We start from the raw sequence: 11061 nt of genomic DNA, 5'->3' as shown, positions 1-11061 counted from the left end.
GCCCAGGTGACGTCCTGGTGCTGGGCGGCGAGCGCCGCATAGTGGGCCGGGGTGTGCTGGAGCACCAGTCGGTCGTTGTCGTTGAGCTCCCGCACCACCTTGCCGGGCACGCCCGCCCACAGCGTGTCCGGCGGGACGGTCTTGCCCGGCGGCACGAGGGAGCCCGCCGCGACCAGGGCGCCCCGGCCGACGCGGGCGCCGCCCAGGACGATGGCGCCGATGCCGATGAGCGCGCCCTCCTCCACGACCGCGCCGTGCACCATCGCCTTGTGGCCCAGACTCACGTCGTCGTGCAGGAGCACGGGCTCCCCGGGGTCGGAGTGCAGGCCGCACTGGTCCTGGATGTTGACCCTGTCACCGACGACGACGTCCTCGGTGTCGGCGCGCAGCACCGACCCGTACCAGACGCTGCTCTGGGCGCCCAGGCGCACGCGGCCGACCACCACCGCGCCGGGCGCGATCCACGCGCTCGGGTGAACCTCCGGTCGCCCGAAGTCCGCCCCGCCCACGCGGGGCCCCGCGTGCCCGCCTTCCGTGCGGCCGTTGTCCATCTCGTGGCCCTCCCTGCGTCTCGTACCGCTGTGTCCCGTCTCCCCGTGAGGGGGCGGATCAGCGGGAAGTTGACCGCTCTGCCCCCGTACGGGGATGATCGCGCATACCTTAGTAAGAACGTGACCGGGGTCCGCACGGCGATGTGCCGGTCGGGGATCTTGACGCGGCCGCGCCGCGCGTGTCTACCTTGGTCGCCTGGACGGTGTCCACGGCGTTACGCTCCGCTCCCGACCGGTGCCCCCAGGCGGCCGGGCCGGTACGCAGAAAAGGGCACTATCGGGCGTATGTCGCTAACGAGACCCGGCGGGTGTCGTAGTGACAATGGGTACGGGTCAACTCGCACCTTCTGCGTCGTACAGTCACAACGGTGTAAGGACATGAAGGGCACATGAGCGATATGTTGCCGGGCGGCGGACTCCAGCAGGACAGGTTTCCGACGGTGCGCAAGGGCGGCTACGACAAGGCGCACGTCGATGACTACTTCGTGCGGACGGACAACCAGTTCAAGAGCCAGCGCGAGCGTCTCCAGCGGCTGGACGACGAGCTGGAGCAGTACAAGCGCGACCTCGCCATCGCCCGCGAGAAGGCACAGGTCAAGCCGGAGCACGAGCAGATCAGCGAGCGCATGGCCGAGATCCTGCGCATCGCCGAGGAGGAGGCCCAGGAGCGCCGCTCCAGGGTCGAGTCCGAGGTGAAGGAGGCCGAGAAGAAGGCCCAGGAGGAGATCGCCAAGTACCGCAGGGACGCCGAGGAGCACGCCGAGCGGATCCTGTCCTCCGCGCGCTCGGAGGCCCACTCGATGGTCGACAGCGCCAAGAAGGAGGCCGACCAGCTCCGGGACCAGGCCAAGCAGGAGGGCGAGCGCCGTCTGAGCGAGGCCGAGACGCGGGCGAAGAAGATCCACGACACCGCGGACCGCAGGCTCGCCACGCTCACCGCCACGCACGCCGAGGCGCTGCGCCGCCTCAAGGACATGCACTCGACCCTGGCCGACCTGGTCGCGGCCGAGGACAAGGCGGGCGCGCTGGAGAGCGGGCTGTCCCGCGAAGAGGTGGCCCCCGCCCCCTCCCCGGCCAAGCCGACCCCGGCCAAGCCGACCCCGGTCAAGCCGACCCCGGTCAAGCCGACCCCGGCCAAGCCGGTCCCGGCCAAGCCCGCCGCGGCGGCCAAGGACAAGGACGAGGCCACCACCAAGCTGCCTCCCCTCCAGCAGCAGTCGGACGAGGCGACCGTGCGCATCAGGCCGGTGGCCAAGCCGGAGCAGACAGTCCAGGACCCGGCGGGAGCCTCCTCCCCGAAGGACCAGGCCCAGCCCGCTCCCCGTCCTCCGCAGGGCGCCCGCTTCACCGGCCCCGCCCCCGAGGGCGACCAGAAGCCGCAGTCCGGTCCGCAGCAGAGCCACGCGGGTCCGCAGCAGCCGCAGTCCGGCCCCCAACAGGGCCAGAAGGGCCAGGAGCAGGGCCAGAAGGGCCAGGAACAGGGCGGCGACCCGGGCATCACCGGTATCTACCGCCACCCGGAGTCCGGCCACAACCAGCCGCCCAAGGGCGACGACGGCGTCCGGGTCATCCGCAAGCCCTGAGCCCGCGGGCTCCACACGGACGGGAGCCGTCGGGGAGCCCTCCCCGGGCCAGCCCTCTCCGGGCCCGCGGCGCTCCCCGGGAGGCGCGCCGCCCCGGAACGCGATCCGGGGGTGGGGACCACGTCCCCGCCCCCGGCGTTTTGTGGTCGCATGTAGGGTGACGTCCGCCTTGTCGCAGGCTGTCGGCTACGATGCCGACAGCCATGATTATCCGCGCGGCCATCCGGTCGGACCTCGGTGCGATTCTGCGTCTTCTCAGGGAACTCGGCGACACCACCCACGCGCAGAGCGCGCACGTTCGCATGTCCTCCGCCGCGGTGCGCGCCTGGACGCGGATGGAGAACGACCCCGACCGCACGATCCTCGTCGCCGAGCAGCGCGGCCAGATCATCGGCACCCTGGACCTGCTGGTCGTGGCCAACCTGACCCACGACGCCCAGCCCTGGGCCGTGGTGGACAACCTCGTGGTCGACCCCCTGACCCGGGGCCGCGGCATCGGCCGGGCGCTCATGGAGGACGCGCTCGACCGCGCCACGCGGGCCGGGTGCTACAAGGTGGAACTGCTGTCGCACGAGAACGGGCAGGACGTCCACCGGTTCCACACGGCGCTGGGCTTCGACAGATCCGCCGAGGGCTTCCGCCGCTACCTGTGACCCGCGGGCGTCAGCGCTTGGCGGCCGGACCCCCGCTCAGTGGCACGCCCCGCATGAACACCACTGTGGCCAGCCCGATCACGGCGATCGGGATCCCGGCCAGGAACACGCCCTGCATGGCGTGGTCGAAGGCGCCCACGATCACCTCGCGGACCGGCTCCGGCAGCGAGTGCACCAGTTCGGGGGAGCCCTGCGCGGCCTCGGCGGCCTCCGACAGCCCGACCGACAGCTCCTGCGCGCCCGAGTCGGTCCCGGCGGCGGCGTCCGCCGCGACCCGCGCCCGCGCGTCGGTCGACGCCTGGGCCAGTTCGGTGTTGAGCCGCCCCACCATCACCGCGCCGAACGCGGCCACGCCGGTGGCGCCGCCCAGGTTGCGGAAGAACACGACGGAGGCCGTGCCCGTGGCCATGTCCGCCACGGGCAGGGCGCTCTGCGTCGCCAGCAGCAGGATCTGCATGCACAGGCCCAGCCCCAGGCCGACCATCGCCTGGCCCGCGACCACTGTGGTCAGCCCGGTGTCCAGGTGGGCCAGGCTGAGGGCGGTGAACCCGACCAGGCACAGGGCCATGCCCGTGACCGGGTAGGCCTTCCAGCGGCCGCTGCCGCCCACCGCGTAGCCGGAGCCGATCGAGGTGACCAGGAACGACGCCACCAACGGCAGCGTCATCAGGCCCGACACGGTCGGCGTCATGCCGTGCACCATCTGGAGGTACTGCGGCATGTAGATGATCAGGCCGAACATCATCATCCCGACGCAGGCCGACCCGAGCGAGGACAGCACGAAGGTCCGGTCGCCGAAGAGGCGTGCCGGGATGATCGGCTCCCGCGCCCGCCGCTCGACCACCACGGCCGCGGCGGTGAGCAGGACGGCCGCCGCGCCCAGGGCGTAGGACAGCGGCGAGTTCCACGGGAACTGGGTGCCGCCCAGGCTCAGCAGCACGATCACGGTGCTCGCGGAGCTGAAGATCAGCCCGGCGCCCAGCCAGTCCACGGGTGTGTTCCGGCGGGGGACGAAGGGCATGGTGAACATGAACTGGATGACGACGAAGGCGAACAGGGCCAGCGGCACGGTGATGAGGAAGCACCACCGCCAGCCGAGCGGGCTGTCCACCAGGAACCCGCCCACCAGCGGCCCCAGCACGGTGGACACCCCGAACACCATGCCGATGAGGCCGCTGTAGCGGCCGCGCTCGCGGGGCGGGACCACGTCTCCCAGGATGATGTTGGGCAGCGTGGCCAGCCCGCCGACGCCCAGCCCCTGGAGGGCGCGGGCCGCGATCAGCCAGTTGATGTCCTGCGCCAGGCCCGCGGCGACCGAGGCCACGATGAAGATGCCCAGGGCCAGCTGGAAGAGGAGCTTGCGGCCCCAGATGTCGGAGAGCTTGCCCCACACGGGGGTGGAGGCGGTCATCGTGAGCAGGGCCGCCGTGGCGACCCAGGCCAGACGGTCCTGGCCGCCCAGCTCGCCCATGATCGTCGGCAGGGCGGTGCCCACGATGGAGTTGGTGAGCATCGAGGTGAGCATGGCCAGGACCAGGCCGACCATGATGCGGCGCACCACGCGGCGCGAGGGCAGCTCGGGGATCTCGTCGGCGGGGGAGTCGGCCGGGGCGTCCGCGGCGGAGGCGTCCTCGGGAACGTCCTCGGCCGGTGCGTCCGTCAGAGGGGTTTCGGTGGGGGGATCATCGCAGGTCCGCGCTCCCGCGACCGCCTGGGGTTCGACGTCCGGGGGAGTGTCCCCGGCCCCGGTTCCTCCACGCAACGACTGTTCCACGCAAGCCCCCCGATCGCGGACGCACAAAAGGCCCCGCGGCGTGCTGCCGGGGGCGTCGTCCTGTCCTCAGGTATATGTAAACACTGTTGACCTGTCAAATCGATATCTCTCCGCACGTTTCGGTATGCGTCGGTTCTCCGGAGGTGTCAACCTGGAGTACTGACCGCCAGATCGCAGCCGCCAAGGGGTACGCAGATGGACCGTCCGGACGAAACCGGAGGCGGCCCCGGGCCGACGCGGGGACGGGAGGCCACCAGGGCCCGCATCCTCGCCAGCGCCAAGGAACTGTTCACCAACGAGGGCTACGGCTCGGTGTCGTCGAGGATGATCGCCGCGCACGCGGGGGTCAACGTCGCGCTCATCAACCGCTACTTCGGCGCCAAGAGCGGGCTGCTGACCGAGCTCCTGCGCGAGGACGGCGTCTTCCCGGGGGTGATCGAGGGCGAACCCGTCGCCCTCACGCGGCGGCTGGCCGAGCACGCGGTGAGCCGCCTGCACGGTGAGGCCACCGCGCTCCAGCGCGCCCTGGACGACTCCGCGGGCGACCCCGACCTCCAGGCGGTCTACCAGGGGCGGATCACCAGCGCGATGATCGACCCGCTGACGGTCTACCTCGGCGGCGACGACGCCCGGGCGCACGCCTCCCTGCTCTCGGCCGTGATGCTGGGGCTGACCCGGGTGCGCGTGGTCGAGGGGGCCACGGCGCTGCGCGCGCTCGACCGCGAACGGCTCACGGAGCGGATCCAGGCGCTGCTGGACCTGTGCCTGGACGACTTCGCCGAGGAGGACGGGGACGCGTCGGGGAGCCGGTGACCCCGGGCGGGTCCCTCCGGGAGCCCCCTCCAAGCGGTCTCTCCCAGCGCACTCTCCACCCGGGCAGACGACACGTTTTGCCAGGACGGCGAAGAACGTCGCGCCCCGCGGGTCGCGCGTGGAGAGTGGGGCGCGGAGGTGGTCGACATGACCGGTGAACACACGGCGGACTCCCTGCCCGAGGAGATGGGCGAGGACTTCTGGAACGAGCGCTACCGCTCACAGGAGAGGGTCTGGAGCGGCAGGCCCAACCGCCACCTGGTGGCCGAGGCGGCCGACCTCGGACCCGGGCGGGCACTGGACGTGGGCAGCGGCGAGGGCGCCGACGCGATCTGGCTGGCCGAACGCGGCTGGCGGGTGACCGCGCTCGACATCTCGACCGTGGCGCTGGACAAGGGCGCCGCCCACGCCCGCGGGCGTGGCGGGGACGTGCCCGGCCGCATCACCTGGAAGCGGGCGGACGTAACCCGCTGGTCCCCGGACGAGGACGCGTTCGATCTGGTGACCTCGCAGTTCATGCACCTGCGCAAGCGCTGGCGCGCGCGGTTCTTCGCCGCGCTGGCCTCGGCGGTCACGCCCGGGGGCGAGCTCCTGGTCGTCGCGCACCACCCCCGCGACCTGGAGGAGGGCGTGCCGCGCCCGCCGGACCCGGACCTGTTCTACACGGGCGACGAGGTGGTGGCGGCCCTGTCCCGGGGAGAGTGGACCGTGCTGGCCGACGAGGCCCGCGCCGGGACGGCGGTCGTCGGGGAGGAAACCTACACCGTGCACGACCTGGTGGTCCGCGCCCGCCGCGAGGCCTGACCGGCCGGAGCCCGCGCGGGCTCCGGCCGACCGGTCGGGACTCAGTCCCGGAGCTTGGCCACCACGTCGATCTCCACGAGGATGTTCGCCAGGTCCGAACCCACGGTGGTGCGCACGGGGTAGGGGGCGCTGAAGTGCTCCTCGTACACGGCGTTGAACTCCGGGAAGTCCGCCTTGAGGTTCTCCAGGTGGACGGTCGCCTTCACGACGTCGTCCAGCGTCAGGCCGTGCTCGGCCAGCACGGCGGAGATGTTGGCCAGCACCTGGGCGGTCTGCTCGCCCACGGTCGGGGCCACGTGGCCGGTCTCGGGCTCCTGCGGGCCGAAGCCCGCGGTGTACAGGAACCCGCCCGCGACCACTCCCTGGCTGTACGCCCCGGCCGGAGCGGGGGCGTTGTCGGTGCGGACCGCCTTCTTGGACATCCGTGGACTCCTTCGCTGGTCTGCGCCGGCGGCGCGTGCGCGCGCCGGTGCCCGTGCCGTTTCACGGGCGCTTTACTGGCAACAAAGTTACCAATTTTCTTCCGGGCAGCGTATCTTGGCCACACCGGACACCGGTCGGCCGCACGCCGCGCCGGAGTGACCGGTACGTCGAACGGAGGAACAGTGCATCCCGAGACCGTACTCACCGGCGGACGGGTGGTCGACGGCACCGGCGGCCCCTCCCGCCGCGCCGACCTCGTCCTCCGCGACGGCCGCATCGCCCACATCGTCCCACCCGGCAGCGCGCGCACCACGGGCACCATCGTGGACGTGGAGGGACTCGCGGTCACCCCGGGGTTCGTCGACATGCACTCCCATTCGGACCTGGCCGTCCTCGCCGACCCCGCGCACGAGGCCAAGACCCTCCAGGGCGTCACCCTGGAGGTCCTGGGTCAGGACGGGCTCGGCTACGCCCCCGTCACCGACGGCACCGCCGGGGAGCTGCGTGCCCAGCTCGCCGCGTGGAACGGCCTGCCCGACCTCGACCACTCCTGGCGCACCGTCGGCGAGTACCTCGACCGGATCGACGCGGGCGCCCCCGTCAACGCCGCCGTCCTCGTGCCCCAGGGCAACGTGCGCATGGCCGTCCTGGGCGGCGAGGACCGCCCGCCCACCGACGACGAACTCGACCGCATGCGCCGGATCGTCGCCCGGGGCATGGCCGACGGCGCGCACGGACTGTCCACCGGACTGACCTACACCCCCGGCATGTACGCCACCGACGACGAGATCGTCGCCCTCCTCGAACCCGTCCGCGCCGCGGGCGGCTACTACTGCCCCCACCACCGCAACTACGGATCCCGGGTCGTGGAGTCCTACCGCGAGTGCCTGGAGACCGCGCGCCGCGCCCAGGTCGCCCTGCACCTGGCGCACTGCCACGTCAACTTCCCGCAGAACCGCGGCCGCGCCCCCGAGGTCCTGGACGCCATCGACGAGGCCACCGTCCGCTACGGCCTCGACGTCACCCTCGACAGCTACCCCTACCGGGCCAGCGCCACCCACCTGGGCGCCCCGCTGCCCAGTTGGGTGCAGACCGGCGGCACCGCCGCCACCCTGGAGCGCCTGCGCGACGCCCCCACCCGCGCGCGCGTCCTGCGCGAGATCGAGGAGGAGGGGACCGACGGCAACCACGGCGTCCCCATGGACTGGTCCGCCATCGTCGTCACCGGCGTCGCCGACCCCGAGCTGTCCTGGGCCGTCGGATCCTCCGTCGCCGACCTCGCGCGCACGCGCGGCCGCCTCCCCGGCGACCTCTACATGGAGCTGCTCGTGGCCGACGAGCTGCGCAGCGGCTGCCTGCTCCAGGTGGGCAACGAGGAGAACATCCGCACCATCATGCGGCACAGCTCCCACACCGCCGGGAGCGACGGCATCCTCGTCGGCGCGAAGCCGCACCCGCGTGGCTGGGGCACCTTCCCCCGCTACCTGGGCCACTACGCGCGCGAACTCGGCGTGCTCACGCTGGAGGAGTGCGTCCGCCACCTCACCTCCCGGCCCGCGCGTAGACTCGGCCTCACCGACCGAGGCGTCATCCAGGCCGGTGCGGTCGCCGACCTGGTGGTCCTGGACCCCGCCACCGTGGACGCCCGCGCCACCTACGAGGAACCGCGCCTGGCCCCCCAGGGCATCCACCACGTCCTCGTGTCGGGCAACTTCACCGTCCGGGACGGTCGTCGCACCGACCGCCTGCCCGGCCGATCCGTCCGGAGGAACCGCCGATGAGCGAGCACCCGACCGCCCCGGGGAGCGAGCCGACGAACAGTGCCGACGTCGTCTGCGTCGGCGAGACCATGGCGGTGCTCGCCTCGGCCGAGGCGCTCGCGGCCGGAACGAAGCTGGTGGTGGGCACCGGCGGCGCGGAGTCCAACGTGGCGGTCGCCCTGGCGGCCCTGGGGCACACCGCCTCCTGGGTCAGCCGCGTCGGCGACGACCCCTTCGGCCGCATCGTCACCGATGCCGTCTCCGGACGCGGTGCGGACGTGTCCGGCGTGGAGGTGGACCCCGAGCGCCCCACCGGCCTGTACGTCAAGGACACCGGCCCCGGCGGCGCGGGCGTGCTGTACTACCGCGCCGGTTCGGCCGCCTCCGCGCTGTCGGCCGCCGACGCCGAGCGGGTGTGGGCGCTCGGCCCCCGAGCGGTCCACCTGTCCGGCATCACCCCGGCCCTGTCCGCGCGCGCCGCCGCGCTCGTGGAGCACCTGCTGGACCGGCGGACCGGGAACGGCGCGCTGCGCTCCTTCGACGTCAACCACCGGCCCGCCCTGTGGGGGGCCAGGACCGCCGCGCCGGTGCTGCTCGACCTGGCCCGCCGCGCCGACGTGGTCTTCGTGGGCCGGGACGAGGCCGAGCGCCTGTGGGGCACCCCGGCGGCCGAGGACGTGCGGGCGGTGCTGCCCGAGGTGCCGGTCCTGCTGGTCAAGGACGCCGAGCACGGCGCGACCTGCTTCGACTCCGACGGCGCGGTGTTCGTGCCGTCCCCTCCGGTGGACGTGGTCGAGGCGGTGGGCGCGGGCGACGCGTTCGCCGCCGGTTTCCTGTCCGGCCTGCTCGACGGCCTGTCCGTGGAGCGGCGGCTGCGCCTGGGCCACGCGGTCGCGGGCGCGGTGCTGCGCTCGCCCGGGGATGTCCTGGAGGCCCTGCCCGCGGACGTCGCCGGGATCCGCGGCTCCGCGGGGACCTGAGCGCCGGTCCCGGCCCTCAGCCGATGACGATGGCGCCAGCCAGGACCGGGTCACCGAAGCTCACCGAGCCGTGGCCGGAGGCCAGCGCGCGGCTGCCCTGGCAGCTCGTGCCCGCGAAGAGCGCGAACTTGACCCTGCTCTCCGTGGAGATCCCGGTGACGCCGCCCTGTCCCGTCTTGAGGGTGCGGCAGCCCCCGTTCTCCACGGTCTGCTGGTAGCCGGACTCGAAGGTGACCTGGACCGGGGGAGCCTGGTCCTGTCTGCTCGACAGCCCGGCGATCGCTCCGGCGATGGTGGCGGACATGGTGGCGAGGTTCGCAGGGCGGATCGGCACGGTAACTCCCCTTCTCTGCCGGCCCGCACGGGGCGCCCGGCGAGCACGGAGTTGGTTACTCTGTGTCATTTAGCTACAGCTTCACGCGAACCGAGAGGAGCCCCGGCGGAGTGTCGGCGGATTTCTGCGCCCGTCGGCCACCGCTGCCGACCGTCCCCGACCGCCCCCGGGCGCGGCCGGGCGTCGCCGGGGCGTCGCACGGCAGGATGTGCGTTCGCCGAACATGCCCTAAAATGCGGTTCTACCGGAACGGGGAGGTGAGGGCGCCGTGAGCCTCCTTCTCGCGTTCTTCGAGTTCCTCATGCTGGGCGTCGTCCCCGCCGAACTCCTCCCGGTCCCCGGCTCCCTGGCGCTGCTGGTCGCCGCCGTCGGCGCGGCCGTCGCCTGGTACGTCCTGCACGGCACCGGCGCCTGCCCGGCGCGCGACGCGGCCTCGGGCGCGGTGCACGCGATGCGCCGCAGGTCCGCTCGCCTGCCCGTGCTCACCCTGTGTGACCCCGACGCTGCGGGACGGCCCCGTCCCAGAGCACCCGGCGCGGCCCTTCCGGCCGCTCGCTGACCCCTTCTCCGAACACCCCCGCGCGCGTGCGCGTCCGCGCCGCGCCCCGGGTGTGCGTTGCGCTCCGCCCCGCGCGGGCGCGGTTCCGAGCGGCCCGACGTCTGTTCCCCTCCCACCGGACGAAGGGCCTTCCCGCCTTGTACAGCCTCGGGCCGATCGCGGCCGCCATGACCCTGCTCTCGACCGTCCTCTCCGCCCTCACCTCACTGCTCACCCCCCTCACCGGGGGCCTGGCCGCCGGACTGGCCGTCGTGGCCCTGACCGTGGCCGTGCGGCTCCTGCTCGTCCCCCTCGGGGTGGTGCAGGTCCGCGCCGAGAAGGCCCGCGCGCGCCTGGCCCCGCGGCTGGCGGAGATCACCGCCCGGCACCGCGAGGACCCGGAGAGGCTCGTCGCCGAACAGCGCAGGGTCTACGCCGAGGCGGGCACGTCCCCGCTGGCGGGCTGCCTGCCCTCCCTCGCCCAGGTCCCCGTCATGATCGCCCTCTACGGCGTGTTCATCGGCGCGGGGAGCGGTGCGGAGGCGATGCTCGCGCACACCTTCGGCGGCGTCGAACTGGGCGCGACCCTGCTGGGCGGCGCGGGCGGAGTGTCCGTGGCGCCCGTGTTCGCCGTTCTCCTGGCCCTGATCGCCCTCGTGGCCTGGGCCAACCGCCGCTACCTCATGCTGCCCGTGATGCGGGCGGGCGCCGAGGCCAACCCGGGACAGCCCCAACTCACCGGGCTCCTGACCTACATGCAGTTCACGACCGTGGCGGTCGCCGCGTTCGTGCCGCTGGCCGGAGGCCTGTACCTGCTGACCTCCGGCGCGTGGGCGCTGGGGGAGCGG

At 73.1% G+C, this 11061-nt stretch carries 12 protein-coding genes; 8 read left to right on the top strand and 4 right to left on the bottom strand.

The features are described 5' to 3' along the window. The coding region (locus ACSIH6_RS38450; protein ID WP_435113650.1) for a gamma carbonic anhydrase family protein at positions 1 to 551 on the bottom strand (551 nt) is incomplete at its 3' end. A gap of 398 nt (positions 552 to 949) precedes the next feature. Here ACSIH6_RS38450 and ACSIH6_RS38445 point away from each other — a divergent pair. Next, the gene (locus ACSIH6_RS38445) at positions 950 to 2134 is read left to right on the top strand and encodes a F0F1 ATP synthase subunit B (RefSeq protein ID WP_435113654.1); all 1185 of its coding nucleotides are present in this window, start codon (positions 950 to 952) and stop codon (positions 2132 to 2134) included. Between the two features lie 203 nt (positions 2135 to 2337). After that, positions 2338 to 2787 (top strand): GNAT family N-acetyltransferase, encoded by a 450-nt coding sequence (locus ACSIH6_RS38440; protein ID WP_435113648.1) that lies wholly within the window; start codon positions 2338 to 2340, stop codon positions 2785 to 2787. Between the two features lie 10 nt (positions 2788 to 2797). On the opposite strand, the gene ACSIH6_RS38435 is transcribed toward ACSIH6_RS38440, so the two are convergent. Continuing rightward, positions 2798 to 4549 (bottom strand): MDR family MFS transporter, encoded by a 1752-nt coding sequence (locus ACSIH6_RS38435; RefSeq protein WP_435113652.1) that lies wholly within the window; start codon positions 4547 to 4549, stop codon positions 2798 to 2800. Positions 4550 to 4756: 207 nt separating this feature from the next. Here ACSIH6_RS38435 and ACSIH6_RS38430 point away from each other — a divergent pair, with 207 nt between their 5' ends. Together ACSIH6_RS38430 and ACSIH6_RS38425 are read left to right on the top strand one after the other, a co-directional pair. Then, positions 4757 to 5374 (top strand): TetR/AcrR family transcriptional regulator, encoded by a 618-nt coding sequence (locus ACSIH6_RS38430; protein WP_435113646.1) that lies wholly within the window; start codon positions 4757 to 4759, stop codon positions 5372 to 5374. A 147-nt stretch (positions 5375 to 5521) separates the two neighbouring features. Further along, positions 5522 to 6178 carry an SAM-dependent methyltransferase gene (locus ACSIH6_RS38425; RefSeq protein WP_435113644.1) on the top strand — a complete coding sequence of 219 codons (657 nt, stop codon included), beginning with the start codon at positions 5522 to 5524 and terminating at the stop codon, positions 6176 to 6178. A gap of 41 nt (positions 6179 to 6219) precedes the next feature. Here ACSIH6_RS38425 and ACSIH6_RS38420 read toward each other — a convergent pair whose 3' ends face one another. Next, positions 6220 to 6600, bottom strand: a complete 381-nt coding sequence (locus ACSIH6_RS38420; protein ID WP_017563330.1) for a RidA family protein — start codon at positions 6598 to 6600, stop codon at positions 6220 to 6222. Positions 6601 to 6783: 183 nt separating this feature from the next. On the opposite strand from ACSIH6_RS38420, the gene ACSIH6_RS38415 reads away from it, so the two are divergent. Together ACSIH6_RS38415 and ACSIH6_RS38410 are read left to right on the top strand one after the other, a co-directional pair. Then, entirely contained in the window at positions 6784 to 8382 is a 1599-nt protein-coding gene (locus ACSIH6_RS38415; RefSeq protein WP_435113642.1) for an N-acyl-D-amino-acid deacylase family protein, read from the top strand. Beyond that, positions 8379 to 9341, top strand: coding sequence for a sugar kinase (locus tag ACSIH6_RS38410; protein ID WP_435113640.1), 963 nt, complete (start codon positions 8379 to 8381; stop codon positions 9339 to 9341). Before ACSIH6_RS38415 ends, ACSIH6_RS38410 begins: the two co-directional genes overlap by 4 nt. 16 nt (positions 9342 to 9357) lie before the next feature. On the opposite strand, the gene ACSIH6_RS38405 is transcribed toward ACSIH6_RS38410, so the two are convergent. Then, a complete protein-coding gene (locus ACSIH6_RS38405) occupies positions 9358 to 9675 on the bottom strand; it encodes a hypothetical protein (protein WP_435113638.1) in 318 nt (105 codons plus the stop codon). 268 nt (positions 9676 to 9943) lie between these two features. On the opposite strand from ACSIH6_RS38405, the gene ACSIH6_RS38400 reads away from it, so the two are divergent. Next, positions 9944 to 10234: a DUF6412 domain-containing protein gene (locus ACSIH6_RS38400; RefSeq protein ID WP_435113636.1), complete on the top strand. Its 291-nt coding sequence runs from the start codon at positions 9944 to 9946 to the stop codon at positions 10232 to 10234. Between the two features lie 137 nt (positions 10235 to 10371). Beyond that, positions 10372 to 11061, top strand: a 690-nt coding sequence (locus ACSIH6_RS38395) for a YidC/Oxa1 family membrane protein insertase (protein ID WP_435113634.1), incomplete at its 3' end; no start/stop codon positions are given.

The sequence above is a fragment of the Nocardiopsis synnemataformans genome, assembly GCF_965343085.1.
Taxonomy (GTDB): Bacteria; Actinomycetota; Actinomycetes; order Streptosporangiales; family Streptosporangiaceae; genus Nocardiopsis; species Nocardiopsis alborubida.
This window is presented reverse-complemented; position numbering and strand designations above follow the sequence as displayed.